This is a genomic window from Eisenbergiella tayi (assembly GCF_001881565.1).
Lineage (GTDB): Bacteria > Bacillota > Clostridia > Lachnospirales > Lachnospiraceae > Eisenbergiella > Eisenbergiella tayi.
The window spans coordinates 388,861-413,433 of the sequence record NZ_MPDJ01000001.1 but is presented as its reverse complement, the minus strand read 5'-3'; the positions used below and the strand labels follow the sequence as shown (position 1 = coordinate 413,433).

The window sequence follows — 24,573 nt, the reverse complement described above, 5'->3', positions numbered from 1 at the left end:
GCATATAATTCTGTATCTTAAAAATAATCCGAAAAATAAGGCTTTTCGACCGGTATCAGACGTTCCAGCCAGGTGAGCATGTAATATTCGGTCTGGATTTTTTCATGATCATAGAGATAGGTAGGCCGTTTATAGCCCATGAGCATGGTTGTCAGTGTATTGATGCTCAGTTCCACCACATTGATGGACTGATTATCCTCCACCTGCTCACATATCGTTTCCCCGTTGTGCCAGGATACCATGAAATCACCATTGTTCCAGGAAGACATTTGATCGATCACCCGGAAATGGATTTTAAAATCTTCGGGCTGGATCTGGTAAGGATATTCTGTAAGAAAATCCTTTACGTCTATGATGCGGGCCATGATATAGGGAGAGATCGTTTCCGTAATTTCACTGTCTTCAAAAAGATAGGCCATGGGTTCGCCGGAATAGTTGTCTCCCTGTACCTGAGTGATCATGGAAAAATGGGCGCTGATATAGTTCCACAGCCCATAGTTGGCTTCAATATTCAGATAAACCATTTCTTTAATGTGGAAAATTTCATTGGCGATGTAGTAAACCACATAACCCAGGGGCTTATGTTCTTTATTATAGTAGACGGCGGCAATCATATCATCATTTTCCCAGCGCCAGTATTCGTCCCAGGCGAGAGAGTCCCGGATCATGGCGCCATGCCGCTGATATGCGAAGTAAGAATATACGTTTTTGTAATCTTCGGATTCCAGGCTGACCCGCTCCACCATACCTTTTACAGGCCTGGCTTTGGGCAGCTGGGTATCCTTTACCGTAAAGGAAAGCTTGTCGGAAACAATTTCCCAGCCCATTTTACGATAGAAGGGAATCGAGTAGGGATACAGGAATGATATGGGGAATTCCTGATCGTGCATATAGTTGATGGCCCGCTTCATCAGGGAATGTATGAGCCCCTTGCCCGTATATTCCGGATAAGTGGCAACACCTGTGATTCCGCCCATATCCATAATGTTGTCATGGATATTTACCTTCATGGAATAAACTACGATCATGGAAGCCAGTTTTTCCCTGTAAAACCATCCCAGGACGTAAGCCGCTTCCAGGATGGGGCGTTTGGCATATTTTATTTCGTCCTGCTCCCAGCCGGTCTGGAGCAGTTCGTATGAGGTGACCTGGAATGCGTATTGGAGCAGGGCATTGAACTGTTCCAGGTCACTTTTGTCCAGCTCCCGCATTCGGTAATCTCCGTTTGTTTCCAGATACTTATGATTTTCTTTTTGGTTTTCCATAAAAGCCTCGTCTGCTGATAGTTGTTATGTTTCTTTTCCCGTTCCTGAATACGGCTGTTTGCCGCAGCACGGATTTCCTTTTTATTTTACATCAAGAAAACCCCAGCGTCCATGGGCTTTTTAAGAAAAACATCTTTAAGTTTTTACAAAAGATCCTTTTCCCGGGGGTCCCTGTGCTGTCCCGGCGTATTTATTACTCCTATTCTTTTTGCTTCAGGATAAAGTGGTTTTTATTTACCTGAAGCAGCCCGTCGCGCTGCATTTTTCCCAGTTCATTGGACAGGGCGCTGCGATCTACGCTGAGATAATCCGCCAGCTGCTGACGGTTAAAGGGGATCGTGAAGTCCGGGCTTTGGGATTGCGCAGCCTGGACGGAGAGGTAGGATACCAGGCGTCCGCGGATGGTTTTGGCGGAGGTATGGAAAATCCGTCTGGAAAGATTCAGGTTTTTTTGTGAGGATATGGTCAGGAGGCGGCGGATCAATTTGCTGTGGTGGACACAGGCATTGGGACAGGACTGCAGAATTCGTGCTCCGTTTAAAAACAGGATTTCGGAAGGCTCGGAGGCAACGGCGCTGACCATGAGGGGCTCGCCGGGAAGGAAAGCATAGGTTTCCGCAAAAACCATGCCGGGGGCTATGCTGTCCAGAACACTTTTATTCCCCCACAGATCGTCATTTTCAATTTGTACACGGCCGGAGAGAACCAATCCCATGGACTGTACGGTATCTCCGGCACGGTAGATCACATCGCCTTTGGCGAATTTCTTTTTTTCCGCTCCCAGACAATTCAGCATAGACTTTATTTCATCTATGGAAGAATCACAGAATAAGGGTGTTTTCTGTAAAAATTGATAGTCCATTCCGCTCCTTTGTTGTTATAACAACATACATTTGTGAGTCATTGTATTATACTGAATCCAATAAGTCAAGATTGTGCCCTGAACTGCAAATTGAAAACAAAACGTTTTTGGCATATTTATGCTATCTGCGTCAGGGAAAATGAAAAGGAGGACGAAAGTATGATTCGTAAAATAATTCATATTGATGAAGAAAAATGCAATGGGTGCGGGCTGTGTGCGAAAGCCTGTCATGAAGAAGCGATCGGTATGGTAAACGGAAAGGCAAAGCTGCTCAGGGATGATTACTGCGACGGCCTGGGTGATTGCCTTCCGGCCTGTCCCACAGGGGCCATCACCTTTGTGGAACGGGAAGCTGCCGGCTATGATGAGACGGCTGTCCTGGAAAATAAGAATAGAAAAATGCAGAAGGAGGAAGGCGGTATTTCACAGCTGACGCAGTGGCCGGTACAGATTAAGCTGGCGCCGGTTAATGCGCCGTATTTTAACGGTGCAAATCTGCTGATAGCGGCGGACTGCACCGCATATGCCTATGGCCGCTTCCATGAGGATTTTATCCGGGACAGGATCGTGCTGATCGGCTGTCCTAAGCTGGATGCCTGTGATTATACGGATAAGCTGACCCAAATTATCACGGGGAATGATATTAGGAGCCTGACGGTGGTGCGTATGGAAGTCCCCTGCTGCGGAGGCATCGAACATGCGGCCGTGACGGCCCTGAAGAACAGCGGTAAGTTCATTCCCTGGCAGGTAGTCACTGTCTCAACAGACGGACGTATTTTGCAATAATACAAGGTTGGCTGAACTCCCTCTGTTCTGCGCGGACAGTTACCAATACCAGGAATAAAGAAGATCATAAAAGACCGGGCTTTGTCAAAAAGGATAAGCAGCAGTATGCTTTCCTTCAAACGGACAAAAAACCCGGTCTTTTATGATGTTACTGGCTGGAGGATGGAAAAATGAGAATCTGTTTCAGCGGTATCTATTTATCCTTGACCTGCCGTCCTTCCGCATCCATATGGTAACCGTCACGGTAAATCAGTTCAGAGATGGGAACAATTTCATATCCCTGCCCTTTCAGGTTGGTAATCAGGGTATCCAGGGCATCCGCTGTAAATTTTGCTCCGTTATGGCACAGGATGATGGAACCGTTTCCCAGATGCTTGTTGCTGCATACCGTGTTTACGATGGAATCAACACCGTAATCCTTCCAGTCCAGGGAATCCACATCCCATTGGATCGGGTAATAGCCGCATTTCGTAGCGGTCTTTATGACATCATTATCATAATCACCGTACGGAGGGCGGAAGAGGAACATTTCATAACCGGTAAGATTCTTCACTTTTTCATGTACCTTCATCAGTTCCTGCTCTTTGTCATCATTGGAAATCTGGCTCATGTTTTTATGGTTCTCGCTGTGGTTGCCCAAATCATGGCCGCCGGCGAGTATGGCCTTCACATCTTCGGGATAGCTGTCAACCCATCCCCCTGTCATGAAAAAGGTCGCATGTACGTTATGTTTGGCCAGTATCTCCAGTATTTTCTGCGTATCCTCATTTCCCCAGGCGGCATCGAAGGAAAGGGCCACCTTTTTATCATCCGTTTCCACACAGTATATGGGAAGCTCTTTTCCGTTGATTGTGCTAGAGACGGAAACCGCCTGGGGCACAAAGGTGGTAACACACTTGACAAAGGCCACTACGCCCAGAAGAAAAAGGGCGGATTTGATAACCTGGTTGCGCAGATTGGTCTTAAAATCCTCCGCTTCCCGGAGCCTTTTTATCTTGCATTGTATGAGGTGGATAAAATCTTTTAACATATGCTGCACCCGGTAAATCTATTGTTACAATATATGCCGGGATAACGGGGTTATGCGGACTGTTATCCGCAGACAAGTTATAATTTTCTTTGGGTTTCAGGTTGTACAGGCATGATGTAATGTAAAAATTATGTAAAATATAGTATTTTCACCGCCTAAATGCCCATTTTAAACGTACTTTCCATTATTTTCCATTATAGGGTAAAATAATACGCCGTATAATAAGCTGTATCTGAAAATAAGAGGAGGTACTATATGAATTCAAAATCTGAGAAAAGCGACTTATTGCAGAGATATAAAGAAGAACTGATAGAAAACGAAAAATCAGAGGCTACGGTAATTAAATATATGAGAGAAGTGAATCTTCTGCTTGACTATCTTGAAGGACATGAAAGAAACAAGGCATCTATTCTTGATTACCGTGAGGCTTTAAAGAAAAATTTTCAGGCCCAGACGGTTAATGTAAAGCTTGCTGCTATCCATTCATTTCTGGAATTTTGCAACAAACCCGAGTGGAAGGTGAAGTTTTTAAAAGTACAGAGAAGGGCTTTTGCGGATGAGGCGCGGGAGCTGACAGAAAAAGAATACAGAGTTTTGCTTGATACGGCCAAAAGAAGAAAAAAGAACAGGCTTTATTTTGTTATGCTGACTTTGGGAGGCACGGGAATCCGGATAAGTGAGCTTCCCTATATAACGCTTGAAGCCGTAAAAAAAGGAAAAGCAGAAATCAGCATGAAAGGAAAAAACCGTATCATTCTGATACCGAAATGTTTAAAAGAAAAGCTGCTGGCTTACGCATCGCAATGCGGTATAAAAAACGGCAGCCTTTTTCAGAGCAGGAACGGAAAACCGCTTAACAGAAGTAATATCTGGAGGGAATTAAAACGGCTCTGCGGGGAAGCGGCAGTAAATCCGGAAAAGGTATTCCCTCATAATTTCAGGCACTTATTTGCCAAATGCTATTATGCAATAGAAAAGGACATCGCCCATCTCGCAGATATTCTTGGTCATTCATCTGTGGAAACCACCCGTTGTTATATCGCTGTCAGTTACAAGGAACATGAAGAGACATTGACAAGACTCCGGCTGATAATATAAAAATACAACAGAATTATAGTTATGTTGTTAAAAAAATAATACGACTGTTTACATATCATTCAGATATCGATTATTATATCTGATTGTTCGATTTTTTTCAACAAAATATAATTAAGTAAATGAAAATTCCGTGTGTGTACGGTAAGCAGCAACAGAAAAAAGACATCAAAAAATAAGCCTGTTAAGAATTTGGGTTAACAGGCTTTTGGGCTTGCCCTTAAAAAACGGCGCAAAATTAAAGAGTTATCAAAATGGAGATAACTCAAAAGATTTTACAACATAACTATAATTCTGTAGTAAAAGTGTTTTGCTTTTTGGAAAACAGGTCGGTTTTTAACGAAGGAGAAAAAAGTATGTATGATGAAAAAACGAGGGAGAAGCTTATACGAGAGACAGCCGAGAGCATCTATCAATATTATCCGATGGCCTGTAAAATGGTGATATGTTTTCTTTCCTATAACAACAGGAAGGTGAGTGGATATGTAAAATCGGTATATTATGATAACAGGCCGTTTTATTTTGAAGGTCTGGATCATCTGCTGCTTCTCATGGAGGATATTATGGATACCACAGATTATCCTCAGGTTACCGTGGATTACCATAACCTGAAAGGGAAAACCTTTAAGAGGCAGTCCGATATTTTTAAGGCATATGACGATCGTAAAATGGTCAGCCTGTTTGAGGATGAAGAAATAAAGGATGCTGGCCCTAAGAAAAAGATTGCCTGTGTTCAGGTCATTTCCAGAAAAAACAGCAGCATACAGGGGGAACTCAGCATTAATGCAAAAGTAAAGGTCTTTTTCCGCAGCGGGATAGAACTGATGCAGCTATTATATGAATTAATGGAGGACTGGCAAAGGGAAACATCGGAACCGGAGGAATTATAAAACAGCGCCGCGATTCCCGTACAGTCAGTAAGAATCGTTAAAGAAACAGTGTCAATGTCCATTCGGAGATGTATTTGTGTCCTTTCCCTGTCGTAAAAAAATATATTGTATTATGATATTTTTTTTAGTATCATTATTCTGTAAAGACATCAAAAGATGTTTTATAAGGGAATAATGAAAAGGGGGCTTTATGTTATGAACAGAAAAATTTGGGGAGTATTGCTCAGTGTGGTGCTGTTTGCCATGTATCCGCTGCCCGCGTCGGCCGCGCCAATGACCGAGGCTCCGGTCACCTCGGATCAGATGGTACAGATATCGAATGGGGCCATGGCAGGGGTTACATCCTTCCGTTTTGACCACATGGTGATATCGGATATTACAAATAGCGTGAATCCCAAACTGAGCGGTACGGGACTTACTACGAAGCAGATTATTGTGGGTCCCAATGTGGTGCATCAGACAACAAGTGATTCCATGACTGTCGCCGGCAGAACCAAAACAGAATACACGGATCAGTATATCGTGCGTGAAGGGGGGAACACAAAGGTTTATATGCAGAAAAACGGACGGGCATGGGTGGTTATGCTTTTCCCTGATAACGGCAAGACCGTTGATAATTTCCGCCTGCCTCAGCTGACAGGAATGACCAAGCCCGGAGTCGGGCAGTCCGCTGCGCAGGTTTATACGGACGGGGAAGTATTTCAGTTTACGGAAATCCTGGCCGGAAATAAGTATCCCACAGTTTTCACCTTTGATGCCGTTACCATGCTTCCTGTCGGCTTACGATTGGAAATGCCGGCAGAGGCGGACAGCTCAGGGCTGGTTCAGACTGGAACGATCGAAATGGTTATCTCTGACTTTGGCATGTACGATACGCTGACAGTACCTCCGGAGGTGGTTGCTTCCGCAGTTCCGTTATATTAAGATAAAAATGCCCATAATAAAACAGGTCCCGTTTACCGGGGCCTGTTTTATTTGGAACAATGGCCGGCCTGAAGCGTATGGCAGCCGGTTAATATTATCCTTTTACGCCGGAAGCCATGACACTCTGTTTCAGCTGTTTGGAGAAGAGAATTGACAGCAGGATTACCGGTGTGATGGTGACGATGGCAAGCCCCATCAGCGCATTCTGCTTGGTTCCTCTGTTGTTGGAGATATTGTACAGGGCTACATTCAGCGTCCAGAGCCTTTGATCCTCCGTTACCAGCCAGGCCCAGAAGAAATCGTTCCAGTTCCCGATGAAGGTCTGCAGGGCGATCAGGGAAATGATGGCTTTGGAAAGGGGCATGCAGATTTTCGTGTACAGGTAGAAATTACTGGCGCCGTCCAGGGAGGCCGCTTCGAAATAGCTGCCGGGAATCTGGTCGAAAAATCCCTTGTACAGATAGACATAAAAGCCAAAGGGATAGAGGAAGGGCAGCAGCAGGGCGGCATAGTTGTTGTAGGCCCCTATCTGACGGTACATGATGAGCTGCGGCAGCATGATGCTGGCAAAGGGGACCATCATCCCTCCCATAAAAAAGAGGAGGACGAAGTTTCCCGCTTTTTTCGTCAGCAGGCGGCTGATCACGAAGGCGCAGACGGAGCAGAGAATCACCTGGGAGATCATGGCGAAGCCGATGACGATAATACTGTTGGCAACGAAGGTCATAAAACCGAACCGGACGATGGTTTCGTTCTGGGGATAAATATATGCGGGCATCTGGAGATAGTATTTGAAGCTTTCCAGATTCAGAATATTCCTGGTACGGCTGCCGGCAGCGGCAAGCGTGCCGTTCAGGGGATAATTATCCGAAAGGAGCAGGGATACCTGCTGCTCAAAGGCATCCGACAGGCCTTCGGCAGGTGTCCGGGCGATCCCGTCAGGATCGAATTCATAGCCGATGGAATCGCTGGCCCTTACATAACGGTCCCCATGTAGCAGCACATCTTTTTTAATGGTGGTGCTGGAATAAATCCCGTAATCCCGTTCCATTTGAAGCTTCATCTGGTGCGCCCTGGAATAAAAAATCGTTTTGCCGTCTTTTGTCCCGTACACCTTGATTTCCATGATGGACTGGTCGGCCATTTTGTAGTTGATGCCGAGCATTGCCAGAATATTGTCCTGCAGCATGGCGTCCTTCATCTGCGCTTCGTCAGAGAATTCCATTCCGGAGTAATCTATGACGACAGAAAGGCTGTTGGCGCTGTCCGGCAGAAGCTGCGGCGGTATTTCATAGATTTTGGCATTGTCCTTCATGGAACTGGAAATGGCAAAAATAAGCGGATAGAGCATGAGTGCGGCAAACAGCAGCGAAATGACCACCGCACAGATTTTCAGCCTTCGTTCCGACGGACCCGGTTTTACATGGATAGTCTTGTTTTTATTTTTCATGGATATCCGCTCCTATTCTTTTTCTGATTTTTCAAAATGCATCTGCAGCATGGTCAGGCCTGCAATAACGAAAAGCAGGACGATGGATGCGGCGGACCCGCGGCCATAGTTGAGATCCTGGTTAAAGGCGTTATAGATGAAAATCCCCTGTGTGGTGGATGCCCCGCTGGGGCCTCCGGATGCGTACATATAGGGAGCGTCCAGCAGCTGCATGGTGGTGATTACGCACATGATCAGCTGGATAAAAATCATAAAGGAAATGTTGGGCAGGATGATCCGAAATATTTTACTGAAGCCCGTGCAGCCGTCCAGGGCCGCGGATTCCATAATATCGGAGGAAACTCCCTGTATGGCGGACAGATACAGAAGAACGGTAAGACCGCCTCCCAGAACGCCGGGGAAGATAATACAGAATTTGACCAGGCCGGGATCACTCAGCCAGGCCTGGGGCTGCCCTCCGAAAAATTTGATGATTTGATTGGCAACGCCGTAGTCCGGATGCCAGATCCACTTCCATATAATGACGTTTACGGAGGTGGGAATGAGGGCCGGAAGGATGTAAAGGGTGGTAAGGCATTTCTGGAGCCGGATCAGCTCGTTTAAGAAAAGCGCCTGGATCAGGGGAATGAAAAAACACATGGCCAGCTGCAGCAGCAGAAAGATAAAGGTGTTTTTCCAGGCATCCCAATAATACTGCATCTTAAACATTCCTATATAATTCGAAAGCCCCGCAAATTTCCCGGGCGGGTTGATGGGATCATATTTGAATAAGGAAATAAAAAAAGCACTGAGGATCGGATAGTATTTAAGCCATGCGGTAAATGCCATGGGCAATGCCAGGATGCACCAGGGCGCGGCCTTTTTACGGAACGTATAGCTGAAGGGGCCGCCGGTATTTTTTTTGCCTTTCATAGAGATTTCCTCCCAAAATGAATTATTTTTTTACGTCTGACGAATTAACCTTATTATATAAAGATTCTGTCCGGCGCAAAATCAATAAAATAAACCTCAATGTCACCTTTCTTAAGCTGTTTCCATTCATTCGCAAAAAGCTTAAGATAAGTGACATTTTCAGCGATTTTGGTTAATATTGCATCGTTTTCAGAAGCAGTGATATTTGTTATGATAGTTCTATCAAAAGCGCGTTCCCATTATTTCGGGGAAGAGAAAAAGGAGGAAACAGGATGAAAAAGAAAGCACTGGCTATTGCTTTATCACTGTGTATGACAGCCGGTTTGATGGCGGGCTGCGGAAGCAAGCCTGCGGAAAATACGGCGGCGGAGCCATCGGAGCAGGCTGCTGAGCAGCAGAAGGCCGAAACGGAAGCCGCGGCGCCGGAAACGGAGGCGGCGGAGATGGAAAAGGAGCCTGTGGAGTTGACCTTATGGGTAACAAGCCGTAATACGGACGATTTTTCTGAAGAGATAGAGAATCAGTTCCTGGAAGAGCATCCATGGATTACCTTAAATAAGGTGGTAAAGGAAGGCGACCCGGGCAACGAATTTTATCAGGGTGTGGCTGCGGGAAATGCGCCTGATCTGGCAAACTGTTCCTTTACCATGATGAATTCCTATATGGCGGCCGGCATTCTGGAACCGCTCAATGCCTATACGGATACCTGGGATGAATGGGGAAATTTCACGAAGGAATATGTGGATATGTTTACAAAGGACGGCAGCGTTTACGGTCTGCCGGCAACCGTTTCCCCCATGCTTTTTGGATACAATAAGGCTCTTTTTGAGGCGGCAGGAGTGACGGAACCTCCCAAAACCTGGGACGAAGCCATCGAAGCGGCCAAAAAGGTCAATGACCCTTCCAACCAGATTACCGGATATGCCACACTGGCGGCGGAATGGACCGAATGGTTTTTCCAGTATTATGTATGGCAGGCCGGCGGCGATCTGACAAAAGAGAATGCTGACGGAACCGCGGAGCTCACATTTACCGATCCCGCTGTGATTGAGGCGGCGAAATATTATCAGAGACTTCGCAGTGAAGGGGTTCTGCAGAGTGATCTTACCTTGAAGTTCGGGGATCTTGTAGCGAATTTCGGCCTTGGAAAGGTGGGAATGATGCCTTTTGCAGGCGACTGGGTATCAGAGGCTATTTCAAACGGGATCGATCCTGATGATATCGGCCTTTGCCTTCCTCCGGCAGGTCCTTCGGGGGATCAGACAACGGCTATCGCAGGTACCTGTTATGTAATTAATGCGAAATCGGATCAGGCGAAGAAGGATGCGGCCTGGGAATTTATCAGCTACTATACCAGTAAAGCCTATCTGACCGCTTATTTTGAAAATCTGGCTACCAAAGGGGCTCCCAATCCGATGATTATTCCTCGTGATGATATGAGTGTAACTGATTTTTATGAATTCCCGGAGGAATATAAGGAAGTCCTGGAAGCGGCTAAGGTAGTGGGACGTCTTGAATTTTACGGAAAGGCCGATTTCGGTTCCTATGTAGACAGGGCGGTACAGAAGATTCTGGTTGATCCCAACGCGGATCCGGAAAAAGAGTTCGCCGATGCCCAGAAGCTTTGTGAAACAGAAGCTCTGGATGCATTCAATGAAGCCAACAAGAGATAAACCTTTTTAACGGGAAAAGGGAAATAAAACCTTGCAGCCGGAAAGTGTGAGAATTTATTCTTGCACTTTTTGGCATTTACAGCTGCTTATGGTATAATTCCAACAGGACATATGTTTTACGGAGGGATCCAGACGTATGAATGTACTGAAGAAGGTGAAGGAAGCAGGAAGAAGGGCCAACAGGCATATCAGGACGATCCTGCGGAAGGTGAGTATCTTCCGCAGGCTTAATTTGTCATTTATGCTGCTGATTATATCAGCAGCTATATTTCTCACTTTTTTCAGCTTTTACAAGTATTCGGATGAAATCAGTAAAAATATAGACAAGTATATATCCCTGCTGGTTCAGAATGCCGCCATGAAAATAGAAGACACCATGCAGGAGTACGAAGAGGAAGCCCTCCGGTTTTATGATAACAGCCAGGTGGTGCGTGCGCTGCTGGAAAATGCGGGATCAAAAGCCGACACGGAGAGCGGTGAATATGAACAGAACCGTTACTGTATCGAAAATGCGCTTTACAATATGGGTTATGGACGGAAATATATCGTAAATGTCCAGTTTGTCACGCCTGAAGATCAGTATTATATGGTGGAGCCGGGGGGATACCGCCGGGGAGGGATCATACGGGATCCGGATGCGTTTTATGAGACGGAATTTTATACGCTTCCCCAGGAAAAAAGAGGGTATCCCGTCTGGTTTGATACGGCGGAGCAGACGTCGGTTTTTTATAAAAACGAACAGAATGTCTATGGCCTTGCCAATATCGTAACCCTGGGCATCGCGGTGTATGCGCCCGCCGACAGGGAATTCCTCGGCGTCCTTCTTCTCAACATTGATTTGAACGCATTTTCCGGGGCAATGGAAGGGTATGAGGAATATAATGACGGAAATACGTTCCTGATAGGGGAGGACGGGATTCTGATGTGGTTTAATCCCAGCATATCGGCACCCGCTTTTCCCAGGGACGGACTGCTGTTTCAGGAAATGAAGGGGAACGGCAAGGGAATATCGCAGATGAACAGTGACGGGCAGGAGCTGCTTCTGGCGTATGAAAAAATACCCAATACCGATGTCTTTGTAGCCCATGTCGTGGATTTGGCGGTGCTGTATGCGGGTACCTATCAAATCAGGAACCTGTGTATTCTGGTGCTGCTGGCGGTGGTGATCGCCTGTACCGTAATTTCCTATTATGTTACCAGCAGTATTTCGGAGCCGATAGGCCAGCTGATTAAGGTTATGCAGATGACCGGGGACGGAAAATGGAATGAGAGATTTCCCAACTCCGGAAAGGATGAGATCACCATTTTAGGAGATCGTTTTAATGAGATGGCGGATAAGACCGATCAGCTCATCGAACAGGTTTACCTGTCGGAAATCAGAAGACAGGAGGTTTCCATCAGCTGGACCAATGCAAGGCTGGATGCCCTGCTGATGCAGATCAATCCCCATTTCCTGTATAATACGCTGGATATTATCCGCTGGGAGGCCATGTATGAAGCGAACGGGGAAAGCCCTGTCACGCAGATGATTGAAAAGTTCAGCCAGCTTTACCGTATGGGCATGCGTACCGGGGGAAATACGATTACCCTGAAGGAAGGGATAGAGCATGCGAAAACGTATCTGGAGGTTATTAATTTCCGGCACAGGGAAAAAATACAGCTGGAAATCCATGTGGAACCGGAGGAGGAACAGCTATACGTTCCCCAGTTCATGCTGCAGCCGATCATGGAAAATGCGGTGGTACATGCCTTCGGTGACGCCAGCAGGGGGTACCGGATCACGATCCGCGCATATCGGGAGGAAGAAAAGCTTTTTATCAGAATTAAGGATAATGGAAAAGGAATGTCCGGGGAGGAGCTGGAAAAGCTGTCTCTCACCATGGAGAGGAATGCTTTTGCAGAAGAAAATATAGGGCTTGTGAATGTAAACCAGAGGATACGGCTTTTCTATGGGGAAGGCTACGGAATACGGATAACCAGCAGAATCGGGGAAGGAACCGAAATAATAATTTCACTGCCGGTGAGGAACTGCTCGGAAAATATGGAAAAGAACAGGGGAGGGGAACAGGATGGCATACAAAGTATGGATCGTTGATGATGAGGAGATTGTATGCAGGGGCCTGGCCCAGTTTGTCAAATGGCAGGAGCATGGGTTTGTGGTTGCGGGAATTGCCAACAGTGTGGATGAAGCGCTCCTGCAGCTGGAACATGCGGAGGCCGACGTTATTTTTCTGGATATCCGTATGCCCGGGAAAACGGGGCTGGATATGCTGCAGATTCTGAGGAAATCCCGGCCCGGGGTGAAGACGGTGATACTGAGCGGTTTCAGTGAATTTTCCTATGCAAGGGAGGCGATCCGGTACGGCGCGGTAGATTACCTCACCAAGCCTGTTAATTTAAAGGAAGTGGAAGCTCTTCTGGAAAGGTTGAAGGAGGAATTTGAGAAAGAAGACAGGGAACAGGAGATCCGCGACAACCGGATCGAAGGGCTGCTTATATCGGTGGTAAAAGGGGTTGCCGAGGTGGAGCAGGAAAAATACCAGCTGCCGGAGCTGGAGCAATGGTACGGTTTTTCCGCCAGATTACTGGATAATGAGATATCGGACGAGGAGCTTGCTGAAAAAAAAGAGGAGCTTCGAAGAAATATCAAGGCAGTGGTTCCCGGTTCCTATATTTTAGATCAGGATGTATACGGAGTGTTTGCGATTGTGCCCTGCAGTGAGGAGGCGGAAGCGGAAAATTTTGTGGTTATGCTGGAACAGACCTGCCGGGTGGAACAGGAATGGGCCTGCGGGCTCAGTAAATACAAGCGGGGGATCCGGGATTTAAGGGAAGGCTACCGGGAAGCCGAGTACGCACTGCGCTATCATATGGCGAGAGAAATGCATGGAATTGTCTGGTATAAAAATATTGAGACTCTCTTCTCACAGAGCGCACCGGAGGTTCCGGATATCGTAAAGGATCTGACGGGAAGGCTTATGAACCCGGAGGAGAGAGCCGGAGTGGCGGAACAGATGGAACAGGCTCTTGAGAATATCTGCCTGCAGCGGCCGGTCATCATGCAGTTCCAGACCACATGCATCCGATGCCTGATCGAGATGAACAGCCTTTTGGAAGGGATGGATTTGAAAGGGCTTGATCTTCACGGACAGCTGAATAAGGCGCTGGAAAAAATACTTTTCTGTAATGAATATAAGGCGACAATCGGCTGTATGACAGATTATGTGAGGTTTCTTGCAACAGGGCTTGAAAGAACGGACGAAAAGCAGCTGGGGAAGGGGGTAATCCGCGAAATCCAGCTGTTTATCAGACAGAATTACAGTAAAAATATTACCCTGAATATGCTTGCCGAGCAGTTTTATTTACACCCTAATTATTTAAGCAGGCTCTTTAAGGAGAAGACGGGGAAAAACTTTGTGGAATATATGACGGAGATCCGGATGGAGCAGGTGAAAAAGCTTCTGGAAAACCCGGAAAACCGGATTGCGGATATCAGCATTATGGTGGGTTATGATAATGCCAGGTATTTTAACAAGGTATTTAAGCAATATATGGGGATGACGCCCAGTGAATACAGGGAAAAGATATTAAAGAAGGCGGAGTAAAGGCGGCCGATCCTACCGGAATGTGAGTAGGATCAGCCGCTTTTGTCCTGCCGGGATATTCACGGCAGGAATGCCGGAGAATTTTCCGGAAATTGGATGGGCGCAGGCTGAGCAGAAAAACGGAAAATATGGTAGTATTATGTTTCAAATCTGTTACAAACGGGGCGTATACTACGGTTCATAACAGAAAGGAAAGGAGGCTGCCGGCAGTGAAGATATTGATTGTGGAGGACGAGGAAATGATTGCCAGGCTCATCCGTATAGGGCTGGAAAAAGCGGGATATTCCTGTGAATGCGTCTATGATGGAAAGGCGGCTGCGGATTTACTGGAGGAGAAGCGTTATGATCTGATTCTTCTGGATATTATGCTTCCGGAAATCGACGGATATGAGCTGCTGGAATACATCAGGGAATTTGAAATCCCTGTTATATTCATCACGGCAAAATCCAGCCTGGAGGATAAGGTAAAGGGCCTGAGGGCGGGGGCAGATGATTATATAACGAAGCCCTTTGAGCTGGCGGAGCTTACGGCCAGGGTGGAAAGCGTGCTGAGACGGTATCACAAAGGGCAGGACAAGATAAAATTAGCGGGCCTGGATATTGATATGGAATCCCGGACGGTAAAAAGGGACGGAACGGAAATAGAACTCACCATGAAGGAACTGGAGCTTCTGCAGCTCTTTCTCCGCAACAGGAATATAGCCTTGTTCCGCGACCGGATCTATGAAGAGGTCTGGGGCGGGGAATATGATCCGGAAAGCAGGACGGTGGACGTGCATATCCAGCGCCTGAAGAAAAAGCTGGATCTGGAAGGCGTCATCGTTTCGGTAAGAAAAATAGGATACAGACTGGAGGCGGATAAAGAATGAAGCTGAGACAAAAAATAGTCATTTCCACTCTTTTACTCTTCATGGCAGTGTTTACAGGAGCGAATATACTGACCATTGAAAATAACTGCAAGCTCTCCTTTAACCGTATCCTGCAGCAGGCCAGGGATGAACAGGAGAGTATTTCCTCGGGAATCGAACAGTATGTGTGGGCTGAAGGGGAAAAAAACGGAGGGGATGCCAGGTATCTGAATGCGGTCATGGAATATCTGGACAGCAGGGTGAATACCCAGGGAACCGCGCTGGAGATCCTGGCGGAGGACAGGGTGCTGTACAGCACTCTGGATTTTAAACAGCAGGTGACGGTGAAGGCTAATTATATCGGCAGGATGGCCGAATACAGCAGGCAGGAAATTGACGGGAAGGAATATTTGATTTTAAGCAGCTTTTTTCCGCTGAAGGATACACAGATCAGAAATCTCTTTTTCGTGGATATCAGCGGTATCTATGCGGATCGGGCGCAGCAGTATGCCTTTTTCCTCCGGCTTGCCGCCGTGACCCTGCTGCTGCTTGCCGCGGGCCTGTTTCTTCTCACCGGCCGGCTGACGAAGACCCTTCGCCTGCTCACCGCTTCCGTGAGGAAAATCGGGGAAGGGAATTACCGGGAGAGAATACAGATCAAAGCAAAGGATGAAGCGGGAGAACTGGCGGACAGCTATAACAAAATGGCGGATGCCATTGAAAGCACGGTGGAGGAGCTCAAAAGAAAAAACCAGGAGCAGCAGCGTTTTACGGATAATTTCACCCACGAACTGCGGACGCCCCTGACGGCGGTGGTGGGCTATGCGGATCTGCTGCGTTCCACTAGCGGGGACGAGGAGTACGTGCAGGAGCTGGGAGAGTGTATTTTCCGGGAGGGAAAACGGATTGAAAGACTGTCCGAGGTGATGATGGATCTGATTTTTGTGAGACGGCATACCTTTGATATGGAGCCCTGTGATGCGGGAGAGCTGCTCCGGCAGTCGGTCATGGCCTATGAACCGGCAGCGGCGAAAGCGGGGCTGCGGCTGGAAACCGAATTGCCTGAGAAACCGGTTATGATTTTCGGGAAAAAGGAACTGCTGCTGGCCATGTTCGGAAATCTGCTGGATAATGCGGGAAAGGCTTCTGACACCGGCGGCAGGATCTGGATAAGGCTCAGAGAGGAGGGCGGCTTTGTGACCGCAGAGGTAGAGGATGAGGGCAGGGGGATACCGGAGGAGGAACAGTCCCGGATATTCGAAAGCTTTTATCAGGTGGATAAGGTGAGAAACCGGAAAAATAACGGCGTCGGGCTGGGGCTTTCCCTGTGTGCGGATATTGCCGGGATCCATGAGGCGGAAATAAAGCTTGCTTCCCGGGTGGGAAAAGGGACTTTGGTGACAGTCCGTTTTCCCTGTTACAAAGAGGTTACAAAAGCGATGTAGACTATAAATCTGACAAAAAGCAGGTAAATAAGAAACTGCGGAAATGATTAGGAGGATTATACGGATGAAACGAAGAAAACAATGGTTACTGCTCCCGGCTGTGCTGCTGGCGCTGGTGCTGTCAGGCTGCGCAGGAGGGGCTTCCGGCAGCGGGGAGGCTGCTGCCGCGGCTGTGCCCCCAGAGATTACAGAAAGCTCTCTTGATGAGGCAGGAGAGGAAGAAGAACTCCATCCTGGTACGGAGGCAAATGAAGAAACGGAAAAACAGCAGCGGACCGATACTGCCGGAGGGGAAACAGATGTAAGGGAAACAGACGTAAGGGCAATGGACACGGACGGTATACAGGTGACGGCAGAAAACAGCACGGTTGTCAGCAGAGATCCGGCGGACAGGCAGCAGAAGACTCCTTCACCGGAAATGGTGCAGAAGGCAGCAGAAGCCTTAAATTACTACTTTGATGTGACGCTGGATACAAAAGACTTTGAAATCACCAGCCGTTTTTCACCGGAAGAGGTTTATGAAGGCGACCTCTATAAAGCGAATACCACCTTATTTTTTGCTTCTCCGGAAAACAGGGAGAAGACGGGAGTTTTTACGGGTGAATATGTGACGCCGGAATATATGGTATCTTTTCTGGAAAACGGGGAGATAAAGGATATCTATCTGTCGGGGATGAATACGGTGTGGGAGGATGCACAGAGGCCGCCTACCGTGGAAGAAGCGAAGAAGGTTACCAGGCAGTTCCTGATCTCCAAAAAGCTTTTTGCGGAAAAGGATATCGAACTTCTGGGAGCGGCCTTTACCAACGATACATCTATCGCAGTCATCTATAAAGACGGTAAGGACGGGGCTATTGTGGTGACTGTTGATGTGGCTTCGGGAAAGGTGGATTGCTTTGACCGCCAGAGCAGGGGACGGGCCATGAGATGGATTGCCCCCCTAGATGCAGGAGCTGGAAAGGGATGAGCACGGTGAAGCAAAGCAGGCACGGACAACGGCAGAAGGCTGAACTGTAATGCAAAGGATGAAGTAAAGTAAACATATTCTTGACAAATGATAAACAGACTGATAGAATAATGGAAACCGACCATCGGTTTGTATGGGAGAAGAATATGGGAAGAAACAGACATCCGGAGCAGACCCTGGAAAAAATAGTAGATATATCTGCGGAGCTCTTTGCGAAAAAAGGTTATGAACAGACAAGTATTCAGGATATCCTCGATGCGACAGGGCTTTCAAAGGGAGGGCTTTATCATCATTTTAAATCAAAAGAGGAAATATTAGAGGCTGTCATGCAAAAACGCGTTCAGTATGTGAACGGCAGGTTTCATAATATCATCCGGAATACCGAAGAAACAAACGCAAAAGAGAAATTGAAAAGAATACTTTATCAGCTGGCAAGTGATATGGAAACCCATTCGCTTGATAAGGCAATAACTGCCCGGATAGACCCCTATTTTGTGGTAAACGGCCTGCAAAGCTGTATCAATCAGGATGCGCCGATTATTTGTGAAATAATTGAGGAAGGCATCAGGGACGGCTCTTTACAGACAACGCAGCCGGCATTTTGTGCGGAGGTTTTTTTAATGCTTCTAAATTACTGGGCCAATCCCATTTTGTTCGCACGTAATTATGCAGAAACGGAGAGCCGGCTGCATTATCTGCGGTTTGTCATGTGTCAGCTTGGACTGGATGTTATGGATGATAATTTAATCGCGGCCATGCTGAAAGCATATGACTGATTTTTAAACACTATAAACAGCTGCCAGTCAGCAAAAAAATAGCTGTTACAGATAACAGCCTATTTTTTTAACATCATAAAAACCGACAGTCGGTTTTATAAGGAGAAAGAAATTGAATACGCAAAAGGTAATACAGGTAAACAATCTGACAAAGTGCTTCGGAGAGAAGGAAGTGCTCAGAGACTGCAGCATGACGCTGTCCCGGGGGACGATCTATGGATTGCTCGGAATGAACGGTGCCGGAAAAACGACGTTATTTAAGCTGTTGACAGGGCTTTTATGTCCGGATTATGGGAGCATTGAGATTCTGGGTTCGGATATGCTGAAGGAACGTGATAAAATGCTCGCCAGAATAGGAAGCCTGATTGAAGCTCCTGTCTTTTATGAACATCTTTCCGCACATAAAAATTTAGAGCTTCATCTTTCTTATATGGGTACGGCTGGCATGGGTGCTGAGAAAGCCCTGCAGATGGTTGGGCTGACCGGTATAGGTAAAAAAGCTGTTTCCGCATTTTCCCTGGGCATGCGGCAGCGGTTAGGAATTGCGAGGGCTATTGTACATGAACCGGAGCTGCTTGTTTTAGATGAACCGATTAATGGGCTCGATCCTATGGGGATTAAGCAAATGCGTGAACTGTTTGTAAACCTTGTCAGAGAAAAAAAGACAACGATTCTGTTTTCCAGTCATATTCTCAGCGAGACAGAGCATATTGCAGATACGGTTGGTGTGTTATCAGGAGGAAAAATTGTGGATGAGGCGGATTTAAAGGAACTAAAAGAAAGAAAACAAGGCAGCTTAGAGGATTATTTCTTTACACTTATGACAGGAGGAGATTCAGCATGTTAAAACTTATGAGGTTGGAAGCACAACGTATCAATTTACGGGTTTATTTTTTTACCGCTCTTATATTGGGAGGCATTCTGCTGCTCTTTGCTTACTTTACAGCAAATGCGGCACGGGTTACCGGGGAAACGGAATTTATGAATTACAGAAATATTCTGCAGTTTACCTGTGTAATAAGCCTTTTGCTCTTCAGTATACTGGCAGCAGTCATGTATAACAATGTGGTCATAAAGGAATATTCGGGAAAGCGTTTATCCCTGCTGTTTTCCTATCCTTCTGACCGTAAAAAAATATTTATGGCAAAGATTATCATGGTTTTTTCCCTTATTTTTGGTTTGATGCTGCTGGGTACGGTAATACCTGCCGCGATATTTTTAATCACGGAATCATTTGCTCCCACAATAGAGGATACCATAACAGCGGGCCTGTTATTATCAACGTTCGGATCGATATTAGCTGCCGTACTGTTTGCGAATACGATTGGAATATTCGCTATGGGAATCGGGTTCATCAAAAAATCGGTTACCGCAGCCCTGATAGCAGCTTTTGTTTTATTCGGAATTTACGGCAATATTACTATTATTACAGGCAACAGCCCGTTTATGGCATCGCTTGCTGCAGGAATATCGATTTTTGCTGTTATTATCATACTTGTTATGCTGGCTGATAAAATAAAACGAATGGAGGCAGATTAAATGAAGCCATTATCAGAATATACTCGTTCCGCTTTGGAATTATCCGAAAAGACAACAGAGAAACTAAGGAGATCAACACACGCTGCTCTGGCTAAAACGGAAAAAATACGCAGACCATCAACCGGAATCGATAAAAAAGGGACGGCGGCTGGTGGCCTGGTAAGCATCGGCCTGATACTTGGCGGAGGCGTTTGGCTTTTTTGGGGAAAAACGCTGTGGGCCTTGGGAACAATAGCGGTCGGTGTTATTTCCTTCCTGTCAAATCGCAGTCATCATAAACGGATAAAGTAATTTAGGAAGGCTGGCGGATAAGTCCCTGCCGGTATCAGCTGTATATGGCTGCCTCATGCTTTTCCTGATTATAAGCGGGTTGCATTAATCCGATCAAGCATGTATAATAAGGCAAAAGACATTCAACGGAGAATGAAGACTCCGCCGAATGTCTTTTTTGTTCCTGACAGATCCGGGGCTTTTACGGAAAATAAAGAGTAAGGGAGGTCCCTTCATCCGGTACACTCTGAATGGAAACATCGCCTCCGTGCCTGAGCATAATCCGTTTCACGATGGTAAGGCCGACTCCGGTCCCCTCAAATTCGGAGGAAGAATGAAGTCTTTCAAAGACGGAAAAAAGTCTGTCCGCATAGGCCATGTCGAAGCCTGCTCCGTTATCCGTAATGGTTATGGCTGTCTGTCCTTTTTTAACCTGTGAGGTCACACGGATCTCGGCTTCCGGCTTGTTTCGGGTAAATTTCAAGGAATTGCTCAGTATGTTGGTAAACAGCTGAGATAAAAGGACCGGATCCCCGCAGACGGAAGGCAGTTTTTCTATGGTGAGATGAATGATTCTGCCCTCTTCCAGGAGTACGAGATCGTTATAGGCGTTCCTGATTATTTTTTCCGGATCCACAGGAACCGGGCGGCAGGGCAGCTGTGTCATGCGGGAGAAATCCAGAAGCCTCATTATCATGGCTTCGGCCTGGCTGCATTTGTGAAAGAGCCTTTCCATCACTTCATCGGCATCTTCAGGAAGGGGATTGGCGGATTCCTTCAGTATGACAGAGAGAAGCTCCAGAAGCTGGTGCATGACCTGAATCGGGGATTTCAAATCATGGGAAACGCTGTGACAGAATTGATCCATTTCCCGGTAGGCCGCTTTTAATTCACGTGTCTGATTGATGATCTGAAGATGGGTACGGATTCTGGCGAGAAGCTCCGAAGGCTGACAGGGCTTGAGGATATAGTCCTGTGCGCCCAGACGGAAGCCCTCTTCCAGGCTGGCGCGATCCTGTTCGCCGGTGATGAAAAGGATGGCTGTGTCCTCACATCGGGAATTTTCTCTTATCTGCCGGCATACGGCCAGCCCGTCCATTTCCGGCATGCGGATATCCAACAGGATCAGATCGGGGATTTCCCTGTCCAGCAGGCTGAGCGCCTGCCGTCCGCTGTCTGCCACACGTACCTCGTAGCCGTTCCTTGTAAGCAGCGTACCGGTCATATGGATAAATTCAGGATTGTCATCAACGATCAGAATTACGGAAGAATGTTCCATTCCAGTACCCTCCTGGCCTATTTTGCTCTGCAATGATTGTAAATTATACACCAGACGGAGGTGAGACGCAATGTTGTGCAAAGGGAGACCGAATCAGAAAATGATGAACAGCATCCTGCTTTTTGCCGCAGGTATGATCATGCTGTTTTTGGGAAAGGGCAGCTGGGATATCCGGCAGGCCTTCCTGCTGCAGCAGCAAACGCAGGAAAAAAGGGAATTGTGCCGACAGCTGTGTGAGGATTTATCGGATTCGGTGGACTTTCTGTCGGAGTCGGCCGGGAGGTTTGTCATTTCAGGAGATAAAGAGTATCTGGAAGCCTATTGGAATGAGGTGCGGCAGGGACAGCGCCGGAACCGGATCATTGAAAGCCTTCAGGCGCTGGAGCTGCCCGGGGAAGAGGCACGGCTTCTGGAAACGGCAAAGAAAAATTCGGATTTACTGATCTATATGGAAACACGTTCCATGAAGCTTGCCGCAGATGCTTATGGCTTTCCGGATTCGGAGCTGCCGGAGGAGGTCAGCGGCTATGTGCTTAATGTTGTGGAAAAGCAGATGAGTCCCGGAGAAAAGAGGCTGGAAGCCGCCTCCATTTTATTCGGGGATAATTACAGGGCGGAAAAGGAAGTGATAACGCAGTATACGGATCAGTTTATGGAACGGCTCTCGGAAAGAATGGATAAGGAGCTCGGACAGGTAGAGGACGGCGTGCTGCAGACCACGGTGAGGCAATGGGCACTGCAGGCGGCTGCGTTTCTGCTGGCGGGGCTGATACTTTTTTTATATTACCGATTCTGTATTTCCCCTGTACTTCAATATCAGCTGTGCCTGAAGGAAAAAAGAGAGAAGGAGCTCAGGCCGGCAGGGACCTGGGAGGTATACCGGCTGGGCAATGAAATCGAAGCCATGTATTGTTCCATGCAGGGGGCGCTGAAAACAAAGGATGTGTTTCTGGGGGTTGTAAGCCATGAGATCCGCACGCCGCTTCAGACTATTCTGGGGTATCAGTCTCTGTTGGAACAGACGGTGCAGGGAAAGGAACAGAGGGAATATCTGGATGCGATGAAGGACGCGTCCTTCCGTCTCCTGCAGCTTGTGAATCATCTTTTGGATGCTTCCCGCCTTGCGGCCGGACAGAGCCAGATACAGGAGGAGGCCTTTGAGGTGACGGATTTCATCAGAGAACTGCGGAATTCCTTCAGCAGGCAGGCGGAAGAAAAGGGATTGTATTTTTCCGTCGGGAGGGGTACGGATGTACCGGATGTCCTGCGGGGGGATTTGATGAAAATCAGGCAGATAGCGGGAAATCTCATTACCAATGGTTTGAAATTTACGGAAAAAGGAAGAGTAACCGTAAACCTGGGATGGGAAGAACGGGCGGGAGAACAATTTCTTCTGATTAAGGTAAGGGACAGCGGAATCGGTATCCGCGAGGAGGATAAGAAACGGATTTTTGATGTGTTTGAACAGGCGGATTCGTCTGTCAGCCGGCGTTTCGGAGGAAGCGGCCTGGGGCTTGCGGTGTGCCGGCAGCTTGTGGGAGTGCTGAAGGGGACGCTGGAGGTGGTGAGCGAGCCGGGAAAGGGGAGCTGTTTTACGGCTGCCATACCGGTAAAAGCGGCTGAGGCAGCCGGAGAAAAGCAGGAGGCGGCGGAGGAAGAAGAGGATTGGTCAGATTTTTTCCGAAGCTGGAGGGAACTTCTGGAGAGAGGGGATTTCGGTGCGGAGCAGTATTTCCGGGAAAATAAGGCTGTGTGTCAAAGAATTTGGGGGAGGGAAAGAACGGAACGGATAGAACGGGAGATGGACTGCTATCATTTTAAAACGGTGGCAGAGTGGCTGGAGCAGTGGGAGAAGGAAGGTGAATGCCATGTATCGGGTACTGTTTGTAGATGATGATGAAGCGATTGGCTTTCTGGTAGCGCGTTACCGGATATGGAAAACGGCCGGGTTTGAACTGGCGGATTTTGCATACAACGGCAGAGAAGCGCTGGAAAAGCTGTCCGCAGGAGACTTTGATCTGATAATTACCGATATCCGCATGCCTGTCATGAACGGGCTGGATCTGCTGCGCCGTATCCGGGAAAAGGGATATCCGGCAATCGTTATTCTCGCGAGTACATATCAGGATTTTACCTATGCCAAGGAGGGGATACGGCTGGGAGCGGTGGAATATCTGGAGAAGCCGTACAGTGAGGAAAAGGTGGCGGAGGCGCTGAGGCTGGCGGAGGATTATCTGGGGCAGGAAAGGGAGGATGCGCCGGAAAGATACTGGCATGCGCTTTTGGAAGGGGAGGATCCGGCACAGCTGGCGGACAGTCTGTTCCAGGAGGCGCAAGAGCGGTATCCTCAGGACGGGGAGCGGATGAGACGGGACGTGGCGGGACTGCTGGAAAAAGTCTATCAGAAGATGTGTGAGCAGGCCCCTTGGCTGAAGGTCATTGATAAAAAGGATTTCATAATCGGCGGAAGGCCTGCAGATGAGGCGGAAGAAATTTTTAAGGAGCTGCAGTGGAAAATAAAGCAGTATGGACTGCGTTCTCCTGATTTGATGGCGGTCCGCATTGCCAGGCTGATAGAGGAATACCTGGTGTCCGATCACCTGCAGGATATTCTGGCGGAAAAACTGGAACTGAGCAAGGATTATATTGCCAAACTGTTCCGCGGCCGGTCGGGAATGACCATATCGGAGTATACCACACTTCTGAAAATGGAGAAGGCAAAGGAGCTTCTTCGTACCACAAATGATAAGGTTTATGAAATCGGGGAAGCTTTGGGATACAGCACTACAGATTATTTTACCAGACTTTTTAAAAGCTGTATCGGGTGTACGCCCGCTTATTTTCGTAAATACAGTACTTCGGAAGAAAAATTCTGACAGCCCGGGGCCGCGCACAGCCACAGGAAAGACAGTGGGGGAAGGCTGGTACAGAAACAAAAAACGGATCTGTCATGGTTT

The 24,573-nt window shown here is 47.4% G+C and carries 22 protein-coding genes; 16 read left to right on the top strand and 6 right to left on the bottom strand.

Annotated elements, in window-relative coordinates; genetic code table 11:
• Positions 1–17: 17 nt before the first annotated feature.
• Both BLA28_RS01725 and BLA28_RS01720 read right to left on the bottom strand, forming a co-directional pair.
• Positions 18–1,265, bottom strand: a complete 1,248-nt coding sequence (locus BLA28_RS01725; protein ID WP_044964644.1) for a GNAT family N-acetyltransferase — start codon at positions 1,263–1,265, stop codon at positions 18–20.
• A 199-nt stretch (positions 1,266–1,464) separates the two neighbouring features.
• Positions 1,465–2,127: a Crp/Fnr family transcriptional regulator gene (locus BLA28_RS01720; protein ID WP_069155786.1), complete on the bottom strand. Its 663-nt coding sequence runs from the start codon at positions 2,125–2,127 to the stop codon at positions 1,465–1,467.
• Between the two features lie 159 nt (positions 2,128–2,286).
• On the opposite strand from BLA28_RS01720, the gene BLA28_RS01715 reads away from it, so the two are divergent.
• Complete coding sequence (locus BLA28_RS01715; protein ID WP_069152043.1) at positions 2,287–2,913, top strand: ATP-binding protein; 627 nt, start codon at positions 2,287–2,289, stop codon at positions 2,911–2,913.
• A 193-nt stretch (positions 2,914–3,106) separates the two neighbouring features.
• Here the strand turns inward: BLA28_RS01715 and BLA28_RS01710 are convergent, their stop codons facing one another.
• A complete protein-coding gene (locus tag BLA28_RS01710; protein ID WP_069155785.1) occupies positions 3,107–3,943 on the bottom strand; it encodes a polysaccharide deacetylase family protein in 837 nt (278 codons plus the stop codon).
• Between the two features lie 255 nt (positions 3,944–4,198).
• Between BLA28_RS01710 and BLA28_RS01705 the strand changes: the two genes are divergently transcribed.
• From BLA28_RS01705 to BLA28_RS01695, 3 genes are all read left to right on the top strand, one after another.
• Entirely contained in the window at positions 4,199–5,041 is an 843-nt protein-coding gene (locus tag BLA28_RS01705; RefSeq protein ID WP_069152045.1) for a tyrosine-type recombinase/integrase, read from the top strand.
• 353 nt (positions 5,042–5,394) lie between these two features.
• Positions 5,395–5,928 carry a hypothetical protein gene (locus BLA28_RS01700; RefSeq protein WP_069152046.1) on the top strand — a complete coding sequence of 178 codons (534 nt, stop codon included), beginning with the start codon at positions 5,395–5,397 and terminating at the stop codon, positions 5,926–5,928.
• Positions 5,929–6,123: 195 nt separating this feature from the next.
• On the top strand, positions 6,124–6,852 hold the full coding sequence (locus tag BLA28_RS01695) for a hypothetical protein (RefSeq protein ID WP_069429158.1): 729 nt from the start codon (positions 6,124–6,126) through the stop codon (positions 6,850–6,852).
• A 94-nt stretch (positions 6,853–6,946) separates the two neighbouring features.
• Here BLA28_RS01695 and BLA28_RS01690 read toward each other — a convergent pair whose 3' ends face one another.
• Entirely contained in the window at positions 6,947–8,302 is a 1,356-nt protein-coding gene (locus BLA28_RS01690; RefSeq protein ID WP_069155783.1) for a carbohydrate ABC transporter permease, read from the bottom strand.
• Between the two features lie 12 nt (positions 8,303–8,314).
• Positions 8,315–9,214 carry a carbohydrate ABC transporter permease gene (locus BLA28_RS01685; RefSeq protein WP_069155782.1) on the bottom strand — a complete coding sequence of 300 codons (900 nt, stop codon included), beginning with the start codon at positions 9,212–9,214 and terminating at the stop codon, positions 8,315–8,317.
• A 272-nt stretch (positions 9,215–9,486) separates the two neighbouring features.
• Between BLA28_RS01685 and BLA28_RS01680 the strand changes: the two genes are divergently transcribed.
• The 10 genes from BLA28_RS01680 to BLA28_RS01635 all read left to right on the top strand — a co-directional run bounded on the left by BLA28_RS01680 (position 9,487) and on the right by BLA28_RS01635 (position 20,358).
• Positions 9,487–10,887 carry an extracellular solute-binding protein gene (locus tag BLA28_RS01680; protein ID WP_069152050.1) on the top strand — a complete coding sequence of 467 codons (1,401 nt, stop codon included), beginning with the start codon at positions 9,487–9,489 and terminating at the stop codon, positions 10,885–10,887.
• 136 nt (positions 10,888–11,023) lie between these two features.
• A complete protein-coding gene (locus tag BLA28_RS01675) occupies positions 11,024–12,982 on the top strand; it encodes a cache domain-containing sensor histidine kinase (protein WP_141702853.1) in 1,959 nt (652 codons plus the stop codon).
• On the top strand, positions 12,957–14,492 hold the full coding sequence (locus BLA28_RS01670) for a response regulator (protein WP_069155780.1): 1,536 nt from the start codon (positions 12,957–12,959) through the stop codon (positions 14,490–14,492). The genes BLA28_RS01675 and BLA28_RS01670 overlap by 26 nt, the downstream gene beginning before the upstream one ends.
• 209 nt (positions 14,493–14,701) lie before the next feature.
• Positions 14,702–15,361: a response regulator transcription factor gene (locus BLA28_RS01665; RefSeq protein ID WP_009254525.1), complete on the top strand. Its 660-nt coding sequence runs from the start codon at positions 14,702–14,704 to the stop codon at positions 15,359–15,361.
• Positions 15,358–16,785: a sensor histidine kinase gene (locus BLA28_RS01660; RefSeq protein ID WP_069155779.1), complete on the top strand. Its 1,428-nt coding sequence runs from the start codon at positions 15,358–15,360 to the stop codon at positions 16,783–16,785. Before BLA28_RS01665 ends, BLA28_RS01660 begins: the two co-directional genes overlap by 4 nt.
• Positions 16,786–16,849: 64 nt before the next feature.
• A complete protein-coding gene (locus BLA28_RS01655) occupies positions 16,850–17,752 on the top strand; it encodes a hypothetical protein (protein ID WP_069155778.1) in 903 nt (300 codons plus the stop codon).
• Positions 17,753–17,898: 146 nt separating this feature from the next.
• Positions 17,899–18,528 (top strand): TetR/AcrR family transcriptional regulator, encoded by a 630-nt coding sequence (locus BLA28_RS01650; RefSeq protein WP_069156566.1) that lies wholly within the window; start codon positions 17,899–17,901, stop codon positions 18,526–18,528.
• A gap of 112 nt (positions 18,529–18,640) precedes the next feature.
• Positions 18,641–19,375 (top strand): ABC transporter ATP-binding protein, encoded by a 735-nt coding sequence (locus BLA28_RS01645; RefSeq protein ID WP_071698867.1) that lies wholly within the window; start codon positions 18,641–18,643, stop codon positions 19,373–19,375.
• A complete protein-coding gene (locus BLA28_RS01640) occupies positions 19,369–20,067 on the top strand; it encodes an ABC transporter permease (RefSeq protein WP_069155776.1) in 699 nt (232 codons plus the stop codon). The genes BLA28_RS01645 and BLA28_RS01640 overlap by 7 nt, the downstream gene beginning before the upstream one ends.
• Positions 20,068–20,358: a hypothetical protein gene (locus BLA28_RS01635; protein WP_069155775.1), complete on the top strand. Its 291-nt coding sequence runs from the start codon at positions 20,068–20,070 to the stop codon at positions 20,356–20,358.
• Positions 20,359–20,539: 181 nt separating this feature from the next.
• On the opposite strand, the gene BLA28_RS01630 is transcribed toward BLA28_RS01635, so the two are convergent.
• A complete protein-coding gene (locus BLA28_RS01630) occupies positions 20,540–21,616 on the bottom strand; it encodes a sensor histidine kinase (protein ID WP_069155774.1) in 1,077 nt (358 codons plus the stop codon).
• Positions 21,617–21,716: 100 nt separating this feature from the next.
• Between BLA28_RS01630 and BLA28_RS01625 the strand changes: the two genes are divergently transcribed.
• Together BLA28_RS01625 and BLA28_RS01620 are read left to right on the top strand one after the other, a co-directional pair.
• On the top strand, positions 21,717–23,510 hold the full coding sequence (locus tag BLA28_RS01625; RefSeq protein ID WP_169897193.1) for a sensor histidine kinase: 1,794 nt from the start codon (positions 21,717–21,719) through the stop codon (positions 23,508–23,510).
• Positions 23,485–24,492, top strand: a complete 1,008-nt coding sequence (locus BLA28_RS01620) for a response regulator transcription factor (RefSeq protein WP_069155772.1) — start codon at positions 23,485–23,487, stop codon at positions 24,490–24,492. The genes BLA28_RS01625 and BLA28_RS01620 overlap by 26 nt, the downstream gene beginning before the upstream one ends.
• The last annotated feature ends 81 nt before the right edge of the window (positions 24,493–24,573 follow it).

Coding starts and splice junctions, on each gene's coding strand:
- BLA28_RS01725 (WP_044964644.1), bottom strand. CDS start 1,265: ATGGAAAACCAAAAAGAAAATCATAAGTATCTGGAAACAAACGGAGAT.
- BLA28_RS01720 (WP_069155786.1), bottom strand. CDS start 2,127: ATGGACTATCAATTTTTACAGAAAACACCCTTATTCTGTGATTCTTCC.
- BLA28_RS01715 (WP_069152043.1), top strand. CDS start 2,287: ATGATTCGTAAAATAATTCATATTGATGAAGAAAAATGCAATGGGTGC.
- BLA28_RS01710 (WP_069155785.1), bottom strand. CDS start 3,943: ATGTTAAAAGATTTTATCCACCTCATACAATGCAAGATAAAAAGGCTC.
- BLA28_RS01705 (WP_069152045.1), top strand. CDS start 4,199: ATGAATTCAAAATCTGAGAAAAGCGACTTATTGCAGAGATATAAAGAA.
- BLA28_RS01700 (WP_069152046.1), top strand. CDS start 5,395: ATGTATGATGAAAAAACGAGGGAGAAGCTTATACGAGAGACAGCCGAG.
- BLA28_RS01695 (WP_069429158.1), top strand. CDS start 6,124: ATGAACAGAAAAATTTGGGGAGTATTGCTCAGTGTGGTGCTGTTTGCC.
- BLA28_RS01690 (WP_069155783.1), bottom strand. CDS start 8,302: ATGAAAAATAAAAACAAGACTATCCATGTAAAACCGGGTCCGTCGGAA.
- BLA28_RS01685 (WP_069155782.1), bottom strand. CDS start 9,214: ATGAAAGGCAAAAAAAATACCGGCGGCCCCTTCAGCTATACGTTCCGT.
- BLA28_RS01680 (WP_069152050.1), top strand. CDS start 9,487: ATGAAAAAGAAAGCACTGGCTATTGCTTTATCACTGTGTATGACAGCC.
- BLA28_RS01675 (WP_141702853.1), top strand. CDS start 11,024: ATGAATGTACTGAAGAAGGTGAAGGAAGCAGGAAGAAGGGCCAACAGG.
- BLA28_RS01670 (WP_069155780.1), top strand. CDS start 12,957: ATGGCATACAAAGTATGGATCGTTGATGATGAGGAGATTGTATGCAGG.
- BLA28_RS01660 (WP_069155779.1), top strand. CDS start 15,358: ATGAAGCTGAGACAAAAAATAGTCATTTCCACTCTTTTACTCTTCATG.
- BLA28_RS01655 (WP_069155778.1), top strand. CDS start 16,850: ATGAAACGAAGAAAACAATGGTTACTGCTCCCGGCTGTGCTGCTGGCG.
- BLA28_RS01650 (WP_069156566.1), top strand. CDS start 17,899: ATGGGAAGAAACAGACATCCGGAGCAGACCCTGGAAAAAATAGTAGAT.
- BLA28_RS01640 (WP_069155776.1), top strand. CDS start 19,369: ATGTTAAAACTTATGAGGTTGGAAGCACAACGTATCAATTTACGGGTT.
- BLA28_RS01635 (WP_069155775.1), top strand. CDS start 20,068: ATGAAGCCATTATCAGAATATACTCGTTCCGCTTTGGAATTATCCGAA.
- BLA28_RS01630 (WP_069155774.1), bottom strand. CDS start 21,616: ATGGAACATTCTTCCGTAATTCTGATCGTTGATGACAATCCTGAATTT.
- BLA28_RS01625 (WP_169897193.1), top strand. CDS start 21,717: ATGATGAACAGCATCCTGCTTTTTGCCGCAGGTATGATCATGCTGTTT.
- BLA28_RS01620 (WP_069155772.1), top strand. CDS start 23,485: ATGTATCGGGTACTGTTTGTAGATGATGATGAAGCGATTGGCTTTCTG.